This is a genomic window from Actinoplanes oblitus (genome assembly GCF_030252345.1).
Lineage (GTDB): Bacteria > Actinomycetota > Actinomycetes > Mycobacteriales > Micromonosporaceae > Actinoplanes > Actinoplanes oblitus.
Window position 1 is genome coordinate 7318628 of the sequence record NZ_CP126980.1, and the last position, 20226, is coordinate 7338853.

The 20226-nt window shown below is 70.3% G+C and carries 14 protein-coding genes and 1 pseudogene; 4 read left to right on the top strand and 11 right to left on the bottom strand.

What is annotated here, in order from left to right; all coding sequences use genetic code 11:
* Nucleotides 1-6: 6 nt before the first annotated feature.
* A complete protein-coding gene (locus Actob_RS32575) occupies nt 7-1401 on the bottom strand; it encodes a cytochrome ubiquinol oxidase subunit I (protein ID WP_284915698.1) in 1395 nt (464 codons plus the stop codon).
* 222 nt (nt 1402-1623) lie between these two features.
* Between Actob_RS32575 and Actob_RS32580 the strand changes: the two genes are divergently transcribed.
* Nucleotides 1624-2496 carry a universal stress protein gene (locus Actob_RS32580; RefSeq protein ID WP_284915699.1) on the top strand — a complete coding sequence of 291 codons (873 nt, stop codon included), beginning with the start codon at nt 1624-1626 and terminating at the stop codon, nt 2494-2496.
* Between the two features lie 164 nt (nt 2497-2660).
* The gene (locus Actob_RS32585) at nt 2661-3344 is read left to right on the top strand and encodes a FadR/GntR family transcriptional regulator (RefSeq protein ID WP_284915700.1); all 684 of its coding nucleotides are present in this window, start codon (nt 2661-2663) and stop codon (nt 3342-3344) included.
* 1 nt (nt 3345) lies between these two features.
* On the opposite strand, the gene Actob_RS32590 is transcribed toward Actob_RS32585, so the two are convergent.
* From Actob_RS32590 to Actob_RS32615, 6 genes are read right to left on the bottom strand one after another with little or no spacing between them, the layout of a single operon-like run.
* On the bottom strand, nt 3346-4491 hold the full coding sequence (locus Actob_RS32590) for a mandelate racemase/muconate lactonizing enzyme family protein (RefSeq protein ID WP_284915702.1): 1146 nt from the start codon (nt 4489-4491) through the stop codon (nt 3346-3348).
* Between the two features lie 28 nt (nt 4492-4519).
* Nucleotides 4520-5431, bottom strand: a complete 912-nt coding sequence (locus Actob_RS32595) for a carbohydrate ABC transporter permease (protein WP_284915704.1) — start codon at nt 5429-5431, stop codon at nt 4520-4522.
* Nucleotides 5432-5435: 4 nt separating this feature from the next.
* Entirely contained in the window at nt 5436-6356 is a 921-nt protein-coding gene (locus Actob_RS32600) for a carbohydrate ABC transporter permease (RefSeq protein WP_284915706.1), read from the bottom strand.
* Nucleotides 6353-7738, bottom strand: a complete 1386-nt coding sequence (locus tag Actob_RS32605) for an ABC transporter substrate-binding protein (RefSeq protein WP_284915708.1) — start codon at nt 7736-7738, stop codon at nt 6353-6355. The genes Actob_RS32600 and Actob_RS32605 overlap by 4 nt, the downstream gene beginning before the upstream one ends.
* Nucleotides 7723-10107 carry a ricin-type beta-trefoil lectin domain protein gene (locus Actob_RS32610; RefSeq protein ID WP_284915710.1) on the bottom strand — a complete coding sequence of 795 codons (2385 nt, stop codon included), beginning with the start codon at nt 10105-10107 and terminating at the stop codon, nt 7723-7725. The genes Actob_RS32605 and Actob_RS32610 overlap by 16 nt, the downstream gene beginning before the upstream one ends.
* 38 nt (nt 10108-10145) lie before the next feature.
* Nucleotides 10146-11489, bottom strand: a complete 1344-nt coding sequence (locus Actob_RS32615; RefSeq protein WP_284915712.1) for an RICIN domain-containing protein — start codon at nt 11487-11489, stop codon at nt 10146-10148.
* Nucleotides 11490-11966: 477 nt separating this feature from the next.
* On the opposite strand from Actob_RS32615, the gene Actob_RS32620 reads away from it, so the two are divergent.
* Nucleotides 11967-14399, top strand: coding sequence for a ricin-type beta-trefoil lectin domain protein (locus Actob_RS32620; protein ID WP_284915713.1), 2433 nt, complete (start codon nt 11967-11969; stop codon nt 14397-14399).
* Nucleotides 14384-15868, top strand: a complete 1485-nt coding sequence (locus tag Actob_RS32625; protein ID WP_284915714.1) for an arabinofuranosidase catalytic domain-containing protein — start codon at nt 14384-14386, stop codon at nt 15866-15868. The genes Actob_RS32620 and Actob_RS32625 overlap by 16 nt, the downstream gene beginning before the upstream one ends.
* A 61-nt stretch (nt 15869-15929) precedes the next feature.
* Here the strand turns inward: Actob_RS32625 and Actob_RS32630 are convergent.
* From Actob_RS32630 to Actob_RS32645, 4 genes and pseudogenes are all read right to left on the bottom strand, one after another.
* A pseudogene (locus Actob_RS32630) lies at nt 15930-17531 on the bottom strand (ABC-F family ATP-binding cassette domain-containing protein); the annotation flags it as partial.
* 20 nt (nt 17532-17551) lie between these two features.
* Nucleotides 17552-19165, bottom strand: coding sequence for an ABC-F family ATP-binding cassette domain-containing protein (locus Actob_RS32635; RefSeq protein WP_284915717.1), 1614 nt, complete (start codon nt 19163-19165; stop codon nt 17552-17554).
* A gap of 341 nt (nt 19166-19506) precedes the next feature.
* Nucleotides 19507-19929 carry a PPOX class F420-dependent oxidoreductase gene (locus tag Actob_RS32640; RefSeq protein ID WP_284915718.1) on the bottom strand — a complete coding sequence of 141 codons (423 nt, stop codon included), beginning with the start codon at nt 19927-19929 and terminating at the stop codon, nt 19507-19509.
* Nucleotides 19930-19963: 34 nt separating this feature from the next.
* Nucleotides 19964-20119, bottom strand: a complete 156-nt coding sequence (locus Actob_RS32645; RefSeq protein WP_284915719.1) for a hypothetical protein — start codon at nt 20117-20119, stop codon at nt 19964-19966.
* Nucleotides 20120-20226: the final 107 nt, after the last annotated feature.

Genomic DNA, 20226 nt, shown 5'->3' on the forward strand with positions numbered 1-20226 from the left:
TCCCGTTCAGTAGGCGAAGGCCAGCGGGCGGTCGTCAGGCTCGTTGTCCGCCTCGGGCGGGATCTCCGGCGCCCCGGCGCGGGCGTAGCGGACGAACAGCCCGACCTCGACAACGGCGAGTACGCCGTAGAGCAGGGTCAGCACGATGAGCGAGGTGGCCACCGAGCCGGCGCCGACCGACGGCGACACGCTCCGCGCGGTCGTGAAGACGCCGAACACCGTCCACGGCTGGCGGCCCATCTCGGTGAAGATCCAGCCGAACGAGTTCGCCGCCAGCGGCATGCCGATCGAGGCGATCGCGGCGATCCACCACCAGCGACTCGACGGGGTACGCCCCCGGCGGGTGAACCAGAGCGCCGCCGCGGCGACCAGCACGGCGAGTCCACCGAACCCGATCATCAGGCGGAACGACCAGTAGGTGGCCGGCACGTACGGCTTGTAGTCGCCGGGACCGTACTTCTCGGCGTACGCGGTCTGCAGGTCGTTGATCCCCTCGACCTCGCCGCCGGGGTTGCCGGTGGCCATGAAGGAGAGCAGTGACGGGACGCGCACGCTCGCCAGTTCCTCGTCGCCGTCGAGCGATCCGATGGTGAAGATCGAGAAGCTCGCCGGCTTCGACGTCTCGTACAGCGCCTCGGCCGCGGCCATCTTCATCGGCTGCTGCTCGGTCATGACCCGCGCTTGCAGGTCGCCGGTGATCAGCACGCCGACGCCGGCGATCAGCACCACCCAGGCGCCGAGCTTCAGGCTGGGCCGGAACACGTCCACCTGGTTACCGCGCTTGAGGTGCCAGGCGCTGACCGCGAGCAGCACCGCACCGCCGGTCAGGAAGCAGGCGGTGATCGTGTGCGGGAAGGTGACCAGCGTCGTCGAGTTCGTCAGCACCGCGCCGATGCTGTGCAGCTCCGCGCGGCCGGTCGCCGGGTTCACCTCGTACCCGACGGGGTGTTGCATCCAGGAGTTGGCGGCGAGGATGAAGTACGCCGACAGCAGCGTCCCGGCCGACGCCAGCCAGATCGTCGCGAGGTGCAGCCTCTTCGGCAGCCTGTCCCAGCCGAAGATCCACAGGCCGAGGAACGTCGACTCGAGGAAGAAGGCGAGCAGTCCCTCGATCGCGAGCGGCGCGCCGAAGACGTCGCCCACGAAGCGCGAGTAGTCGCTCCAGTTCATGCCGAACTGGAACTCCTGCACGATGCCGGTGACCACGCCCATCGCGAAGTTGATCAGGAAGAGCTTGCCCCAGAACTTGGTGGCCCGCAGGTAGTGCTCCTTGCCGGTACGCACCCAGGCGGTCTGCAGGCCGGCCACCAGAGCCGACATCCCGATCGTGATCGGCACGAACAGGAAGTGGTAGACGGTGATGATGCCGAACTGCCATCGAGCCAGGTCGAGCGCGTCCACAACGGGGTCCTTTCCACGAATGCCCCGAGTCTTGGCGATCACGCCGCGGGCAGATCAGGGCCGAAGGTCCCGTCCGGTCCCGACCTTGGTTACGACGCGCGACCGTGATCCGCTCGTGGTGCCGGGCCGGGCCGGGCGGCCCGCCCGGAGGTGCCGTTCCGCCCTGCTGGCCGGCATGGACCGTGGTGACGATGAGAGGAGATGACCAAGACAGGAGCAGCCATGAACGAGCGTCCGATCGTCGTCGGCGTCGACAGCGTCGACACCAGCACGCCGGCAGTCAGGTGGGCGGCCCGTGAGGCGGTGGCCCGTGAGGCGCCGCTGCGCATCGTGCACGTTCTGGACTGGGACGGGAACACCAGCCGGTACGACTTCGACGGCTCGCTGTTCACCACGGCACGCCGGCTCGCCGAAGCCGTTCCGGCCGCCGCCGCCGACCTCGCCCGCGAGGCGGCACCGGGGGTCCGGGTCAGGACCGAGGTGCTGATCGGGCATCCGGCCGCCCAGTTCCTCGACACCGGTGACGCCGAACTCCTGGTGGTCGGTCACCGGGGACGCGGCGGATTCGCCGGACTGTTGCTCGGCTCGGTCAGTCAGCGGCTCGCCACCCACGCCTCCGGCCCGGTGGTCGTCGTCCGCGGCCGTCCCGATGTCGCCGACGGACCGGTCGTCGCCGGCGTGGACGACTCCCCCGCGGCGGACCTGGTGATGGACGCCGCGTTCGACGCGGCCGCCAGGCACGACAGCCATCTCGTCGTCATCCGCAGCCGCCCGATACCGGCCATGGCCTACCTCGCCGGCGTCCCGGTCACCGAGCTGACCACGCCGGAAGAGGACGCCGCGGAGCACGACCGGCTACTGGCCCAGCTGGCGCCGTGGCAGGAGAAGTACCCCGATGTGCCGGTGAAGGCGCTGCTGTCGCACGACAGCGCCGCCTCCGCGCTGATCGGCGTGTCCTCTCGCGCCCGGCTCGTCATCGTCGGCAACCACGGGCACGGCGTCCTCGCCGGCACTCTGCTCGGCTCCACCGGCCTGCAACTGCTGCACCACGCCGACTGCCCCGTGCAGATCGTCCGTCCGCTCCGGCAGCGGTGATAGCGGCACGACGAGCCGGTCAGCCAGATCGGCGGACCTGCCCTGCGCAACCGCCCGCCACGGCTTCCCCACCACCGTGCCGGCCGTATATTTGCGTCATGGCAACCCAGCCCGGCAGGTTGACTCTTCCTCCCCGTCGCCGTCCGGAACGACTGGGTGCGGTGGTGACCAACGAGCTCGTCGACCTCATCGTCACCGGCGAGATTCCCGAAGGCGGCCTGTTACCCCCGGAGGGACCGCTCAGCGAACACTTCGGCGTCAGCCGCACGGTGATCCGCGAGTCGGTGAAACGCCTCGAGGAGAAGGGGCTGGTCGTCGTGGCCCAGGGCCGCGGCACGCAGGTGACCCGGTCCGGGTCGTGGAACATGCTGGATCCCACCATTCTCTCCGCGCTGATCGACAACGACGACTCGCTGGGCATCCTCGACGAGCTCACTATCGTCCGGGGCAACCTCGAGTCGGCCATGGCCGGCGCGGTGGCCGCGCGTCACACGCCGGAGGAGCTGGCGCGCATCGAGCACGTGCTGGACGCCATGCGGGAGATGCGCCAGGAGAGTGACGCCTTCCGGCAGGAGGACGTCGTCTTCCACTTCACGGTCATGGAGATCTCGCGTAACCGGCTGGCGGAGAACATCACGAAACGCCTGTACCGCCGGGCCCTGGAGAGCAACAAATACCAGGGTCTCGGTTACGAGGGAGCCTTCACGTCGACCCTCGAGGAGCACGGCCGGGTGGTCGAGGCCATCGCGAGACACGACGTGGCGGGTGCGGAACGGGCGATGCGTGACCACATCGTCAACTCGTGGCAGCGGCGCCGCCCGGCCGCGCCGCCGGAGAGCGCCGCGTGACTCACCACGGCGGATCCGGGACCAACCGCAGGCCGGCCCGTTCCGGCCGGACGTGCGGCCCGGTGACCCCGGCGGCCGGGCCGGCGGTCCGTACGCTGTCGATCCGCTCCTCGTCCACCCGGATGCCGATCCCCGGCTGGTCTCCGAGGACGATCCCGCCGTCCATGATCTCCTGATCGATCCGCAGCCCGATCGGTGAGCCGAGGTGCTGGACCTCGAAGGAGAGGTGGTTGGGCACCGCGGCGGCGGCGTGGGCGACCGGGTTGGCGTGGTACGACACCGGGCTCACCGGCAGGTCGTGGCTGTGCGCGACGGCGGCCACCCGGAGGAAGTGGGTGATGCCCCAGACGTTGCCGACCTGGACGACGTCGACGGCGTCGGCGGCCAGCAGCGGCCGGTACTGCTCCAGGCCGGTGAGGTTCTCGCCGGTGGCCACGGCGGCACGGATGTGCTGCCGTACCGAGGCGAGACCGGCCGCGTCCCATCGGCGCACCGGTTCCTCGACCCAGGCGAGGTCGATGGTCCGCTCCAGCTCGCACACGAACCGCACCGCCTGCGTACGGTGCCACGACTCGTTGACGTCGACCATGAGCGCCGGATGCCTCGAGTTACGGCTCAGCACGTCGCGGACCGCCAGCAGGCGGCGCAGGTCGTGCGTGACGTCGAGGCCGCCCTTGAGCTTGGCCGAGCTGAATCCGCGATCGGCGTACTCGCGGTAGAGCTCGACGAGCGCGTCGTCGTCGAGCGCGATGTCGAGGCCGGAGGCGTAGCCCGGCACGAACCGGTCCAGCGCCCCCAGGGTCCGCCAGAGCGGCTCGCCCGCCGCCTTCGCCTTGAGATCCCAGAGCGCCATGTCGACGGCGCCGATCGTCCCGAACGCCGCGCCCGCGTGCCCGGTCTTGAACACCCAGCTCAGCATGCGGTCGTAGAGCGCTGTGACAGCCCGGGGGTCCTCGCCCTCGACGGCGCCGAACACCCGGTCGATGTCGCCGTGCGGGCCGACCCCGACGCCTTCCAGGCCGTTGTCGGTCTCGAGGATCAGCACGTGGACGTCGGTACGCGGCCCGGGCATGACGCCGTTGGCGTCGCCGGTCAGCCGGCCCCAGTCGTGCGTCGTCGACAGGCTGCGATAGCCGGTGACTTTCATGGTGGCTCCCGGTCGGCAGAGGTGCGGCTCATTCCTTGGTCCCGCCGGCTGTCATGCCCGCGACCAGGAAGCGTTGTGACACCAGGAAGACGACGAGCACCGGTAGCACCGAGACCACGGTCGCCAGGGCGAGCGCCGGCAGCTGCACCGACTGCGAGCCGGCCGAGCTGGGGTTGAACGCGGGGGTCGAGGCCAGCAGCGAGGTCAGTCCGACCTGCATCGGATATCCGTCGCTGGACGGCAGCATGACGAAGGGCAGGAAGAAGTTGTTCCAGTTCTGGACGAAGCTGAAGAAGGCGACCAGCGCGACGATCGGCGTGGCCAGCGGCAGGGCGATCCGGGTGAAGACCTGGATCTCCCGGCACCCGTCGATCCGGGCGGCGGCGAGCAGGTCACGCGGCATGCTCGTGGAGAAGTAGAGGTAGGTCAGGTACACGCCGAACGGGAAGAACGACATCGGCAGGATCACCGAGAGCGGGCTGCCGATCAGGCCCACCGCGTTGAGCTCCAGGAAGATCGGCAGGACCAGGGCGGTGTTCGGGATCAGCATGACGATCAGGGTCAGCACCAGCAGGAGCCGCCGTGCCCGGAACGGGGTCAGGGCCAGCGCGTAACCCGCCGGAATGCTCGCCACCAGCGTGACGACCAGCGCGCCGAGGGCGTACATCGCCGAATGGGACATCCAGGTGACGACCGCGCCGTCCTGGAATCCGAACAGCTGCTCCGCGTTGGCCGAGAGGTCGCCGGCGCCGCCGGGCGTGAACGGGTTGCCGGTGCTCAAGCCCCGTGCGGATTTCGTGGTGGCCAGCAGCAGCCAGACGATGGGCACGGCGAAGAACACCACGAACACCGCCAGCACGACCGCGACCATCGCCCGGCCGCTCCATCCGCTGACGCCGGACAGGCGTCCCGCCGGCGAGCGGGTGTGCTGCGCCGCCATCGGCTCACCCCTTCTCGAACAGGCCGCCGCGCGTCACGAAGACGGCCGACAGCGCGAGGGCCACGACGAGCAGCAGCAGCGAGATCGCCGCGGCCCCGTTGAAGTCGTTCTGCTGGAACGCGTACTGGTAGGCGAGCTGGTTGAGCGAGTAGTCGTTCGGCACGACGGCGTTGCTGGCCTGGGCGAGCAGCTGCGGCTCGACGAAGAGCTGCGTGCCGGCGGCGAGCGACATGACGCACATGTACGAGATCCATCTACGGAGCATCGGTAGCTGGATGCGCCAGGCGATCTGCACGACGCTCGCGCCGTCCACCCGGGCCGCCTCGATCACTTCGGCGCCGATGTTGTTCAGGGCGCCGTACATGATCACGATCCAGCCGCCGGCGCCGGTCCAGAAGGCGATCACCGCGAACACGACCGGCAGGTTTCCCGGCACCACGACCTGCACGAAGCTGTCGAAGCCGAGCAGGCGGAGCAGGGGCCGCACCGGGCTGGCCGTCGGGTCGAGGACGAACAGCCACAGCAGCACGCTCGAGGCACCCGCCAGCGCGCCCGGCAGGTAGAAGACCAACCGGAGGGCGCCGCCGAGCCAGCGGATCCTGATGGCGTGCACGACGATCGCCAGGGCGGTCACCAGCACCACCAGCGCGACCAGCCAGACGAGCAGGTACAGCGCCACGTGCGAGACCGCGGGCCAGAAGCGGAAGTCGCCGGCGACCCTGGTGAAGTTCGCCAGCCCCGCGAAGCGGCCCGTGTCGTCGGTGAACCCGAGGTACCCGGCGTAGAGCACCGGCAGCAGCCCGAAGACCAGCATCAGCAGCGCGTAGACGGCGACGAAACCATAGCCCATCACGTTGGCACGGCGGCCGGCCGGCCGGGCGGTCGCCACGGCCACCGGCACCGCCGTCTCGTCGACGACCGTCATGTGACGGTGTACCCGTCGACCCGCGCCTGGTTCTTGATCGCCGTCTGCCAGGCCGGGAGAAGGTCGACCAGGCTCTTGCCGCCGGCGATCGCCGGTGTCATGGTCTTGGCCCAGATCGCCTCCTGGCTGAAGATTCCCGAACCCCAGCCGCTCCAGATCGACGCGCCGGCCGTCACGACGGGCTGCAGGTCGGTGGCGTAGTAGCCGCTCGACTCCTGCTTGGTCACCCACTTCTGGGCGGCCGGGCCGTACGCGGGATAGCCGGGAGCGACTGCCACCTGATAGTCGTCCGCCGTGGTGGCGAACTCGACGAACGCCTCGGCGGCCTTGAGGTTCTTGGAGTGGCTGCTGACGAACCAGGTTCCGCCGCCGACGTTGCCGGTCACCGCGTCCTCACCCGGCCAGGCCGGCGGCGGGGCCACCCCGAGCTGCCCGGCCGGGACCTTGAGCGACTGCGGATTGTTGAAGATGGCGCCGGCGTACCAGGCCGGGCCGGGCATCATCAGCACCTTGCCGGAGTACCTGGTCACGAACTCCGGTGCGAAGACGCTGACGTTCGGCGTCGTGCCGTTCCTGATCAGTACGTCGAGCATCGCGGCGGCGCGCCGGCACTGCGGGGTGCCGGTGTTCACCGTGACGGCCTTGGGTCCGGTGATGTCGTTCGCCTGGCACTTGCTGCTCCAGAAGTAGACCTCCGGGGTCCACGCGTCGCCCACCGTGCCGACGATGTACCCGGGATGTTCCCGGGCGACCCGCTCCCCCAGGGCCTGGTACTCCTGCCAGGTGGCCGGCACCCGGTAACCGAACTGGTCGAACAGCGACTTGTTGAACCACAGGACCGCCTGGGCGAGGTCGTTGCGCAGGCAGTAGACCTTCCCGTCGACGGTGCACGGGTTCAGCGCGCCCGCGGTGAACTTGCCGAGCGTGTCCTGCGGGACGAGACCGCTGTTCAGCACCGCGGCGTACGCCTGCTTGCCGTTGCCCCGCTGGGCGGCCCAGGCCGCGTCGTTGTTCTGGGTGGAGAACACCACGTCGGGCCAGCCGCTCCCGGTGCGATCGAAGAGCTGGATCTTGGTACGGAAGGAGTTGGAGCCGTTCGCCGATCCGTCGTAGGTCACCACCTGGACCGCGACCTCGGGATGGGCCTTCTTGAACGCGTCGGCGGCCTTCGTCCGATCGGCGTCCACCCACACCGTGATCGCGGCCTTGTCGTCCTGGGCGGCCTGGGGAAATCCGTAGGAGCCGGTGGTGGCGCCGGTGTCGCCGCCGCCGCATCCGGCCAGGGCGAGGGTGAGGATCCCGGCACCGCCGAGGGCGGCCAGCAGGTGCCGGAGGCCGCGGACGCGATCCCGCGCCTTGCCGCCCGTCACCGCAGGGTCCACTGCTGGTTCGTACCGCCGTGGCAGGTCCAGAGGTTGAGCTTGGCGCCGTTGGCGGTGCTGGCGCCGGTGACGTCCAGGCACAGCCCGGACTGCTGGCCGGTGACGGTGCCGTTGCTGTTCACGTTCCACTGCTGGTTGGGCTGGCCGTTGCAGTCCCAGATGATGACCGCGGTGCCGTTGCTGGTGCCCTGGCCGTTGGCGTCCAGGCACTTGGTCCCGCCGTACGTGGTCAGCTGCCGGCCCGAGGTGTAGGTCCAGGTCTGGTTCGTGGCGCCGGTGCAGTCCCAGAGCTGCGTCGCGGTGCCGTTGGCGGTGGCGCCGCCGGCCACGTCCACGCAGCGGCCGGACTGCACCCCGACGATCTGCTTGCCCGGCGGGCTGCTGCCACCCTGCGGCCCGGCCGACGCCATCACGGCCTGGGCGCCGGACGGCCAGTTCCCGTTGGTGACCGTGACGTTGTTGTTCACGACGTTGCCGCGATCGCCGTTGGTCACGTTGGTGGCGCTGCTGCTCGCCCAGTTGCCGGTGACGGTGAAGTTGCCCATGTTCTCCCCGCCCCAGTAGTTGGCCGTCGCCCAGGTGCCGATCGCGGAGAACACGTTGCCGGTGGCCGTGTAGTACTTGGAGCCCTCGTCGAAGTAGAGCCCGAACCAGCCGTTCGTCCGCAGGCAGTAGTTGCCGTTGATCAGGGCGCCCGGGTTCCACGACAGCGTGTAGATGCATCCGCCGTCGGTCGTCTGCTGCATCACGTCGTGGATGTAGTTGCCGATGACCCGGTTGTTGGCGGCGGTGGTGGCGGTGGTGTACCGCGGCTGGTAGTTGTACAGGCCCCGGTTGGCGTACTGGGTGCTGCCGCCGGGCTCGTTGGCACCCCAGCCGAAGCCGACCGACATGCCGGAGTACGGCATGTTGTAGACCTCGTTGTGCGACAGCGTGGCGGTGCTGACGTACGTGGTCAGGACCGACACGTTGCCCCGGTGCTCCAGGCCGAGGTCGTGGATGCGGTTGTTGCTGATCGTGATGTTCCGGTTGACCATCCGGGAGTCGCCGGGGTGGTGGGCGTCGGCGCGCACCCCGCCGACCACGATGCCGCCGGCCGTGCTCCGGGCGATCTCCGATCCGGTGACGGTGATGTCGCCGGCGCCCAGGCCGACCCCGCTGGCGTGGGCGTTGGCGTCGTTGCCGATGCCGATGGCCATCTGCCCGAGGTTGACGAACTGGGCACCGCTGAAGGTGATGTGGTGTGCCGCGGAGACCTGGACCGCGGCGGGCATCTGGCTCCAGTTCGGGCGGGTGGCCTCGAACTGCGTACAGCCCTCCTGGCAGGCGGTCAGCGCCGGCCAGTTCCAGTTGCCGGTGACGTACGCGCCGGTCTGCTGGTCCGCGTAACCCTGGTTGCTGCTGGGTCCCAGCCAGCTCGTGCCGGTGAAGGTGATCCCGGTGAACGTCACGTCGTGCGCCGGCGCGTCGTAGGTCCCGCCCACGTCCACCAGGGACTGCAGGACCGGCAGCTCCACATCGGCGGTGCTCATGTTCTGACCGGCCGCCGGGATGTAGTAGAGCGCGCCGGTCCCCCGGTTGAGATACCACTCGCCGGGCGCGTCCAGGAACTCGTACGCGTTGCTGAGGTAGAGCGGGCCGGCTCGGTGCGGGCTGGTGAACGTGTCGTACCCGAAGGTGTTGTTGTTCCAGCCCGGCTGCTGCATGGTGATGAAGTTGCCGCTGATGCTCTGCACCGACACGTAGCGGTCGGTGAACGAGCCGATGCTCTCCATCTGGATCCGGCCCTGGTCGGCCAGATTGTTCAGGTAGTTCAGCGCGCTGTTGCCGAATCGCAGGCCGCTGCTGGTGGCGGTGAAGTCGGACCGGTTCACCGCGGTGCGCGCCCGGGTCGCGACGGCGCCGTTGACGTAGAGCTGCCGGGTGTCGGTCCCGGCCCCGACGTCGGCCCGCCAGATGTTGCGCCCCGCGTCGGCCTGGGTCCAGCCGGTGACCGCCCGCGCGCCGCTGATCGCCGGATGAGCCGACGGCGCGGCCTGCCACACCACCGTGTGGCCGTTGGAGCCGGAGTCCTCGGCGGTCAGTCGCAGCGGCGCGGGCAGGCGGTACGTGCCGTCGGCCAGCTGCACCACGATGTCGTCGGACATCGCGTCGTTCAGCGATCGGACGGCGGCCTGCGCGCCGGCCAGGGAGCACGGCTGGGCGCTGGAGCAGCTCGTGCCGGTGCCGGTGGGCGAGGCGTAGACGGTCGTCGGGGCGGCCAGGGCGGGCGCCGCCGCGGACACGGCTCCGAGGGCCGCGGCCAGCCCCGCCGCGGCGGTCAGGGCCAGCAGCCGCCTTCGCGATGTGGACACTTCGGGTCTTGACACGTGCCTCTCCTCAACGTGGGGATGGGGATCGCCGGCGCTCAGCCGCGCGGGCTCCACCGCTGGTTGGCGCCGCCGTTGCAGGCCCACAGGATCAGCCGGGTGCCGTTCGCGGTGCCGGCACCGTTGGCGTCCAGGCACAGTCCGGACTGCTGGCCGGTGACGGTGCCGTTCGCGTTGACGTTCCACTGCTGGTTCGCCTGGCCGTTGCAGTCCCAGATGATCACCGCGGTGCCGTTGGCGGTGCCCTGGCCGTTCGCGTCGAGGCACTTGGTGCCGTACACCTGCAGCTGCCGTCCGGAGGTGTAGGTCCAGCGCTGGCCGGCCGCGCCCGAGCAGTCCCAGAGCTGGACCTGGGTGCCGTTGGCGGTCGAGGAGTTCGGCACGTCGGCGCACCGGCCGGACTGCTCGCCCACCAGCTGCTGGGCGCCGCCGGGCGGAGGCGAGCTGGGCGGGGTGCTGCTGCCGAACTGGGTGAAGAAGTTCCAGACGACGCCGGAGGTCCAGGTCTGCCAGCCGTCACAGGTGCAGCCGTCGCGCGGGCCGGGATCGTGGCCGGCGCCGTCGAAGGCCGCCCAGACCACCGGGTAACCGGCGCGGCATCCGGAGTACCCGGTGACGATGTGGGTGAGGCTGCCGTAGGCGGGCTCCGGCGGGTTCTGCGGGGTGCAGCCGTTGGCGCGGACGAAGGTGTCGCGCAGGGCCCGGCCGCTGGCGATGGGCAGCACGTTGTCCCGGATGCCGTGCAGTCCGATGTAGGCCACCGGCTGGGTGCCGCCGCCGCAGCCGCTGAGGTTGCCGCCGGAGTAGACGGCGACGGCACGGAAGACGGTGGGCCGGGCGCAGGCCAGCGCGTAGCTCATGGCGCCGCCGTAGCTGAAGCCCGAGGAGAAGATCTGTGCGGTGTCGACGCACAGACCGGCCTCGAGCTGGCGGAGCATGTCGTCGACGAAGGTGATGTCCTGACCGCCGGAGTTGGCCCAGCCGTTGTTGATGCCCTGCGGTGCCACGAAGATGGTTCCGTTGCCGGCGGCGTCGGCGAGCCGTCGCAGCCCGTAGTACGACCAGTTGTAGCCGTCGGTCCCACCGGAGTCGACGTCGCCGGCGGTGCCGCCGTTCCAGTGGAAGCCGAAGACCAGCCGGTACGCGTGGTTGTTGTCGTAGCCGGCCGGCACCCGCAGGATGTAGCCGCGGTTCCGACCGCTGCTGGTGATCGTGTGGCTGCCGCTGGCCAGCGTGGGAGCCCTGCCGCAGCCGGCGGTCGGCGCCGCGGCCCCGGTGTTCGCCGCCCCGGCGAACGCGCCGCTCGGTAAGGTGCCGGCGAGGGCGAGGACTATCGCCGCGCTGATCGCGGTAGCCACGATGGCGAGTCTTTTCCGCACCATTACACAACTCCTTTTGCCACGGTGCCGATGGCGAGGCGGATTCCTCCGGGACACCGGGCCGCTGTCGTCACCGGTGAACGGACGAGGGACCGGCGGTCGACGCCTCGATGCCCTTCGATAGGTGTGACGTATCATCACTGATTTTTCACCGATGCAACAGACCGGACATCGACAAGTTTCATTTGACGTGATTCGGATGGGGCGTCGACCGGCCTCAGACCGGCACGTTCCCATGGTCAGAGCCACTTCCGCGCTCGAATCATCAACTCGGGGAAAGCACGGAAATGATTTCCCGGAAAGTGTTATGCGCGGCTCCCCCGCCGAGTCGTCGAAAATGAATACCCAGGTCGGCGGGGCCCGAATGAGTCAGTTTATAGGCGACGATCGAGTCATTGACCTCGGACTATTGACGTCCTAACGTACGACGTATTACCTGGCCCGCCCCCAGGGCCTCACCCCATCCCCATGGAGTACCGCATGCGTACTGACGCAGCCCCGGCAACCGGCCGTCGCCGGGCGCCCTCCGTCCCGCCCCCGATCAAACGACTGCTCCCCCGTGCGCTGCTGGCGGTGTGCTGCACGCTGGCGGCGACCGGCGTCGTGGGCGGGTTCGCGCGACCCGCCGAGGCCGCCACCGCGATCACCCTCAACGGCGCGTCAGCGGGCCGGACGTTCGACGGCGTGGGCGCGGTCAGCGGCGGCGGCGGCAACAGCCGCCTGCTGATCGACTACCCCGAGCCGCAGCGCGGGCAGGTTCTCGACTACCTGTTCAAGCCCGGTTACGGCGCCGCCCTGCAGGTCCTGAAGGTCGAGATCGGCGGCGACACCAACTCCACCAGCGGCGCCGAGCCCAGCCACGCGCACTTCCGCGGCGACCTCGACTGCAACCGCGGCTACGAATGGTGGATCATGGAGGAGGCGAAGCGCCGCAATCCCGCCATCAAGCTGATGGGCCTGCCGTGGGGCGCGCCGGGCTGGATCGGCAACGGCACCTTCCTCTCCAGCGACCTGACCGGCTACCTGCTGTCCTGGCTCGGCTGCGCCAGGCAGCACAACCTGAGCATCGACTACCTGGTGCCCGCGCAGAACGAGCGGCAGTGGAACGCCGCCACGACGATCGCCGTCCGCAACGCGCTCAACGCCAACGGGTACGGCAACGTCAGGATCGAGGTGGCCGAGGACTGGACGTACTCGCCCGCCGACCAGTTCGCCGGCAACCAGGCCCTGCGGGACGCCGTGGACGCGATCGGCGTGCACTACTCGTGCGGGTACCTGTCGGACCAGAAGACCTGCAACTCCTCGGGCACCGCCATCAACTCCGGCAAGGCCCTGTGGTCCAGCGAGAACGGGTCCCAGGACTACAACGGCGGCGCCAAACCGCTGGCCCGGGGCATCAACCGGGTCTACCTCGACGCCAAGATGACCGGCTACCTGAACTGGGACCTGGTCGCCTCCACCACCCCGAACAACCTGTGGTCGACGGTGGGCCTGGTGCTGGCCAACCAGCCCTGGTCGGGGTACTACTCGGTCGGCAAGGACGTCTGGGCGATCGCGCACACCACCCAGTTCACCGCCCCGGGCTGGAAGTACCTGGACAGCTCCTCCGGCTACCTCGGCGGGAACCGCAACAACGGCAGCTACGTCACGATGAAGTCGCCGAACAACACCGACTACAGCACCGTCATCGAGACCGTCGACGCCACCGCCGCCCAGACGCTGGACCTCAACGTCACCGGCGGGCTGTCCACCGGACCGGTGCACGTGTGGGCGTCCAACCTCAACTCCAACAACCCGGCCGACCTCCTGGTCCGCCAGGCCGACATCACGCCGTCCGGCGGGCGTTACTCGCTGACCGTGCAGCCGGGCCACCAGTACACCGTCACCACCACGACCGGGGGCGGCAAGGGCAGCGCCACCAGCCCCGGCCAGGGCTCGCTGGCACTGCCCTACAGCGACGACTTCGAGGGCTACACCGCCGGCCGTGAGGCCAGGTACCTGATGGACATGCAGGGCGCCTTCGAGGCGGCCGCGTGCGGTGCCGGACGCTCCGGGACGTGCGTCCGGCAGACCAGCACCCAGGCGCCGATCACCTGGAAGACCCTCAGCGACCCGTACGCCGAACTGGGCAACACGGCCTGGACCAACTACACCGTCCAGTCCGACGTCATGCTGGAACGAGCCGGGTACGTCGAGCTGCTCGGCCGCGTCGGCGGTCAGGAGCTGATGAACCCGGGCGCGCTCAACGCCTACCACCTGCGGGTCAGCGACGGCGGCGCCTGGTCGATCCTGCGCACCAACACCTCCGCGCAGACGACCACCCTGCGCGGCGGCACCACCACCGCGCTGGGCACCGGCCGCTGGCACACCGTCGCCCTCGCCCTCTCCGGCAGCACGCTGACCGCCACCGTCGACGGCGCCGTGCTCGGCACGGTCAGCGACGCCACCTTCGGCGCGGGCCTCGCCGGCATCGGCACCAGCCAGGGCCAGACCGCGCAGTTCGACAACCTGCGGATCACCGCCGGCACCGGCGGCGGCACCTCCCTGGCGCTGCGCAACGTCAACGCCGGCCGATGCCTGGACGTCCCGAACAACTCGCAGGCCAGCGGCACGCAACTGGCGCTGTGGGACTGCAACGGCGGCGCCAACCAGCAGTGGACCCTCACCAACGGCAGGCAACTTCAGGTGTACGGCGGCAAGTGCCTGGACGCGGGCGGCTCGGGCAGCCGGGCGGTGATCACCGACTGCACCGGCGCGGCGGGGCAGCAGTGGAACCTCAACGCCGACAACACCGTCACCAACGTGCAGTCCGGCCTGTGCCTGGACGCCACCGGGGCCGGAACCGCGAACGGCACCGCGGTCATCGTCTGGACCTGCAACAGCGGCGACAACCAGAAATGGACACGAAGCTGATGGCCCGCCGGACACTTCGCACCGTTCTCGCCACCGCGCTGAGCCTGCTGCTCACCGCCGGCATCGTCGGCACCGGGCCGAGCCCCGCACGGGCCGCCACCGTCGGCACCCCCACCCGGATCGTCGGTGGCCAGTCCGGCCGCTGCCTCGACGTACCGAACTCGAGCAGCACCAACGGCCTGCAGACGCAGCTGTACGACTGCTCCGGCGCCACCGGCCAGTCCTGGACCTACACCACCGCGAAACAACTGACGGTGTACGGCACCAAGTGCCTGGACGCCTCCGGGCAGGGCACCGCCAACGGCACCGCGGTGGTCGTCTGGGACTGCAACGGCCAGGCCAACCAGCAGTGGAACGTCAACGCCGACGGCACGATCACCGGCGTGCAGTCCGGCCGCTGCCTGGACGCCAACGCGGCCGGCACCGCCAACGGCACCAAGATCATCCTGTGGGCCTGCAACGGGCAGGCCAACCAGCAGTGGTCCCAGGTCACGCCGGGCGGGACCACCGGCGGAACCTGCGACATCTACGCGGCCGGCGGCACCCCCTGCGTGGCGGCGCACAGCACGGTGCGGGCGCTCTACAGCTCGTACCGTGGAAATCTCTACCAGGTCCGGCGCTCCTCCGACGCGGCGACCCGGAACATCGCCGCCCTCGGCGGGGGCGTGGCGGACGCCGCGAGCCAGGACTCCTTCTGCGCCGGCACCACCTGTGTGATCACCGTCCTCTACGACCAGTCCGGGCACGGCAACGACCTGTGGTACCAGGGCTCGTCCGCCGTGCCGGGCTCGCCGCAGAGCAGGCCCGCCGTCGCGACGACCGAGTCGCTGAGCGTCGGTGGCGCCAAGGCGTACTCGCTCTACATCAACCCGGGCAACAGCTACTGGCGGGACGGGCACCTGACCGGCGTCCCGACCGGCAGCGCGCCCGAGGGCATGTACATGGTCACCAGCGGCACCCACGTCAACAGCGGCTGCTGCTTCGACTACGGCAACAGCGAGACCACCCGCAAGGCCGACGCGGCCGGCGCGATGGACGCGATCTACTTCGGTACGAGCTGCTGGTTCGGCGGGTGCTCGGGATCCGGGCCCTGGGTGCAGGCCGACCTCGAGTGGGGCCTGTTCCCCGGTGGCAGCAGTTCGTGGAACCCCAACCAGCGCGCGTTCACCAGCAAGTTCGTGACCGCGACGCTGAAGAACAACGGCACCTCCCGCTTCGCGATCAAGGGCAGCAACGCCCAGAGCGGCAGCCTCTACACGCTGTGGGACGGCTCGCTGCCCGCCGGCTACAGCCCGATGCGCAAGCAGGGCGCGATAGTGCTCGGCAGCGGTGGTGACTGCTGCAAGCCGGACGGCGGCGCGAACCAGAGCGCCGGCACGTTCTACGAGGGCGCCATGGTCGCCGGCTACCCGTCGGACGCCACGGAGAACGCGGTCCAGGCCAACATCACGGCGGCCGGCTACCGCTGAACGTCGCGGTGGTACTGGTCGGCGTCGTTACCCGGGAAGCTCGGTCCGGAGGTGTCCCACCGAGCTTCCCGGCGGCCAGTTCGGCCACCGCACCGGTCCAGCGCTCCCGGAACATCCGGTCGTGCGACACCACCACCACCGCGCCCGGGTAGTCGGCCAGCGCCTGTTCCAGCTGCTCCACCAGCACCAGCGACAGATGGTTGGTGGGCTCGTCGAGCAGCAGCACGTCGGCCTCGCCGGCCAGCAGGCGGGCCAGCGCCAGGCGACGGCGCTGCCCGACCGACAGCATGCCCACCGGTTTGCCGAAGTCCCCGTCCCGGAACAGGCCCAGCGAACGCAGTCGCTCGGCGTGCTCCTCACGGGTGCCGGCCCGGCCCGCCGCGAACGCCGACAGCAGGCTCCGCGACGGGTCACCGATCGGGCTCTCCTGCGGCAGGTAGCCGACCACACCGCGACGGTCCACGGTGCCCTCGTCCGGCATCAGCACGCCGGCCAGCACGTCGAGCAGTGTCGACTTGCCGGCCCCGTTCGGACCGGTGACCAGGACCCGCTCGCCGGCGGCGACGGACAGCTCCGGCACCAGCAACCGGCCGGTGACCCGCGGGCCGCGCGCGGTCAGGACCGCGCCCTCCCGGACCGCGGCGGTCAGCGGCGCGTGCAGACGCAACGGGTCCGGCGGCCGCGGCACCGGCTCGGCGTGCAGACGGTCGAGGCGTTCGGCAGCGCCGCGTACCCGGGTGGAGATGGACGCCTGGACCCGGCGGCCGTCCCCGTTGTACTTGCACTTGTTGTGGTCCTTGATCGCCCGGCCCGGCGCCACCCGGTACGCCGTCGTCGCACCCCACTCGGTCCAGTGGTCGATCTCGGCGGTCCACTCGGCGTAGGCCTGTTCCCAGCGTTGCCGGGCGGCCCGCTTCTCGGCGAGGTAGCCGGCGTAGCCGTTGCCGTAGCGCACCACCGTGGCCCGGTCCCCGTCGACCTCCAGGATCGCGGTGGCCACCCGCTGCAGCAGCAGCCGGTCGTGGGTCACCACCACCAGCGTGCCGCGGTGCCGGCGCAGCCGGTTCTCCAGCCAGGTCAGCGCGGCCTCGTCGAGGTGATTGGTGGGCTCGTCCAGCAGCAGCAGCTCCGGTTCGGCGGCGAGCACGCCGGCCAGCGCGAGGCGGGCCCGCTGCCCGCCGGAGAGCGTGCCCAGCTCGCGGTCCGCGGTCAGCTCACCGATGCCCAGCACCGACATCGCCGCCCGGGCCCGGGCGTCCGCCTGGTAACCACCGCGCAATTCAAAAGCGGTGAGCATTTCCCCGTACGCGGTGAGCGTCGCGGCGTCGGCATCGCCGAGCCGTTGTTCCGCCTCGGCGATCCGTCGCTGCAGGTCGCGCAGGTCGGCCAGCGCGGCGTCGAGGGCGTCACCGACGGTGGCCGTGTCCGGCAGATCCAGCACCTGGCCGAGATAGCCGATCCCGCCGTCCGCGGTGACCACGATCTCCCCCTCGTCCGGCGTCTCCGGCCCGGCGATCAACCGCAGCAGCGTCGACTTGCCGGCGCCGTTCTCGCCGACCACGGCGACTCGTTCCCCGTCGCCGACCGTAGCCGAGACCGCGGCGAGGACCCGGCCGTGGGAGTAGGCCTTGCTCACCGTGCGCAATGCGAGTTGGGTGGACACGAGAATCTCCTCTGCGTCGATCAAACTCGGACACGGCCGTCGAGCAGGGCCAGTTCCGGCCCCTGCCAGCCACGGCGCAGCCAGCGGTCATGGGAGGCGACGACGACGCCACCCGGTGCACTACTCAGTGCTTCCTCCAATTCCTCCACCAGGCGTAGCGACAAATGGTTGGTCGGCTCGTCGAGCAACAGCACGTCCGGCGGCTGGGCGACCAGCACGGCCAGGGCGACCCGGCGGCGCTGGCCGGTGGAGAGCTGCCCGACCGGCCGCTCCGCGTCGCGCCCGGCGAGCAGCCCGAGCCGGGACAGCGGGACGGCCGGATCGTCACCGGCCGCCTCCCGGTAGTACGAGTGGGCGGACCGCTCCGGGTCAGGGAACTCGACGTCCTGCTCGAGCAGGGCGACCCGCAGTCCGGCCGACCGGTAGGCCATGCCGGAGTCCGGCGCCAGCTGACCGGCCATCACCCGCAGCAGCGTCGACTTGCCCGCCCCGTTCGGCCCGGTGATCAGCAGGCGGTCCCCGATGGCGACGGTCAGATCGTCGACGGCCAGCCGGCCGTCCACCCGGACCTGCCGCAACGACACACTGCCCTCGTGCGGCCCGCTTCCGGTCAGCGCCGCGGTGAAGCTGAGCTGGGCCGGTGGGCGGCGCACCTGGCCGGCGGTGAGTTCGTCGAGGCGCTGCTGGGCGTTGCGGACGCGCCGGGAGATCTGCTTCTGGACCCGGCCGCCGTGCCGGTCGAACCCGACCTTGTTGTTGTCCTTGATGGACCGGGCGTGGTTGACCTCGTGCGCGGTGGTCGCCACCGCCTGCCGCAGCTCCTTGATCTCCTTCTGCTCGGTCTCGTACTGCTGCTCCCAGCGCACCCGCTCGGTGCGCTTGACCCCCAGGTAGTCGGAGTAGGTGCCGCCGTAACGGGTGACGCCACCACGGGACGGGTCGAGGTCGACGACGTCGGTGCAGACGGCGTCGAGGAACGCGCGGTCGTGCGAGGCCACCACCACGGCGCCCGGAAGCTCGGCCAGCCGGCTCTCCAGGAAGGTGACCGCCTCGTCGTCGAGGTGGTTGGTCGGCTCGTCGAGCAGCATCGCCCGCGGCTGGCGGATCAGCAGCGCGGCCAGGCCGAGCCGGGTACGCTGCCCGCCGGAGAGCGACCCGAGCGGGTGTTCGGAGTCCACAGCCGACAGACCGAGACCGTCGAGGACCATCTTGGCCCGGTGGTCGGCGTCCCACAGGTCGTGGTCCTGGGCCCAGCCGAGCAGATCGCCGTACTCGGCCAGCGCGGCCTCGTCCTCGGGCCGGGCGGCGAGGATCTCGCCCAGTTCGTCGAGGCGGTCCCGGACCCGGTGGAACTCGGCGAGCGCGTCGTCGACGACGGCGCGGACCGGGGCGTCGGCCGGGAACGGGAGCTCCTGCCGCAGGAATTCGGTGTCGGCCGGGCGCCGCAGGTCGCCGGCGTCCGGCTCCTCCGCACCGGAGAGCAGGCGCAGCAGGGTGGACTTGCCGATCCCGTTCTCACCGACCAGGCCCAGCCGCTGGCCGGGACCGGCGGAGAGGGAGACACCGTCGAGAACGACACGGTCGCCGTAGACCTTGACCAGATCGCGGGCATGCAGAACAGAAACGTTGGACACGCGGACACCAATCGCCGAATCAAGAAAGGGAATCGACTGCCCGCCGGGGCCTCCACATCCACCAAGAACGGTGGGCGGCCACGGCAGCGGGCTGGGTGCGTGTCAGTAGATCACGGAGCCACACTTACATGAATCGGACGTCCGGTCAACCGGTGCGATCTCAGAGACACGATCCGGGTACGCTCCGCGCGGTGTCTGCCCCGTTGTCGTACCGCCCGGATCCGCGCCTCGGCCGCCTCGACATGGCCACCGCGATCGCCGCCGTCCACGACCGCCCCCACTGACCCCGTTGACGAGCTCAGCGAGGGCCGAGCAGTGCGACGACACCGCCGCCTTCACCCCTAAGCGGGCGCGACAGTGCGGTTGTGGGGCACCAGCTCGTGCGGCGGGCGGTCCGGGTCGTCGATGCCGAAGCTGATGATCCGCCGCGGCCGGATCCGGATGATCGGCGCCGGCGTACCCCACGCGGAGTCGGCCGGCTGCTCGATCGCCTCGCCACGCCCGCGGATCTCCAGGCAGCGCACCCGCCAGGGATCGGTGGAGTACAGGTCGTCCACCACGAACGCCACCTCCCCGGTCGCCGCGACGTTCCGGAACTTGCGGCTCGCCACCAGGTTGAACCCCACGATGTCGATCGTCTCGGTGGCCGCGTTGTACCGGAACCCGACCGGACTGTTCTGCAACGTGCCGTCCGGCCGCAACGTGGCCAGCCGCCCCAGCCGCTGCGTACCGAGGTAGGCGATCTCGAAGTCGGTAAACGTCATACCGAGAACTCTGCAACTTGAACCTGAGTTGACGTCAACACCGCGGGCGGTCGGCGGGGGAAGGCGCCAGGGCCGGGGCCCCCGACACCGGGGCTCCGCCCGAGTTCTCCTTCTTGGTGGCGACCGTCCATTCCGGCCCGAGCACCGCCATCAGCTTGGTCAGCAGGTTGTCGGCGGGCTGCCCGTCCACCGAGCAGCAGATCTCCCGCAGGAGCAGCGCGTTCAGGTCCCGAGTGTGCGCGAGACCCGCGATGATCTCGGCCTTGCCCTGCTGCTGGTTGCGTCACGGACAGAAGG

Bases quoted from the DNA above. Each gene is read 5' to 3' on its own strand.
- Actob_RS32580 (WP_284915699.1), top strand. From the start codon at position 1,624: ATGAACGAGCGTCCGATCGTCGTCGGCGTCGACAGCGTCGACACCAGC.
- Actob_RS32590 (WP_284915702.1), bottom strand. From the start codon at position 4,491: ATGAAAGTCACCGGCTATCGCAGCCTGTCGACGACGCACGACTGGGGC.
- Actob_RS32595 (WP_284915704.1), bottom strand. From the start codon at position 5,431: ATGGCGGCGCAGCACACCCGCTCGCCGGCGGGACGCCTGTCCGGCGTC.
- Actob_RS32600 (WP_284915706.1), bottom strand. From the start codon at position 6,356: ATGACGGTCGTCGACGAGACGGCGGTGCCGGTGGCCGTGGCGACCGCC.
- Actob_RS32615 (WP_284915712.1), bottom strand. From the start codon at position 11,489: ATGGTGCGGAAAAGACTCGCCATCGTGGCTACCGCGATCAGCGCGGCG.
- Actob_RS32620 (WP_284915713.1), top strand. From the start codon at position 11,967: ATGCGTACTGACGCAGCCCCGGCAACCGGCCGTCGCCGGGCGCCCTCC.
- Actob_RS32625 (WP_284915714.1), top strand. From the start codon at position 14,384: ATGGACACGAAGCTGATGGCCCGCCGGACACTTCGCACCGTTCTCGCC.
- Actob_RS32640 (WP_284915718.1), bottom strand. From the start codon at position 19,929: ATGACGTTTACCGACTTCGAGATCGCCTACCTCGGTACGCAGCGGCTG.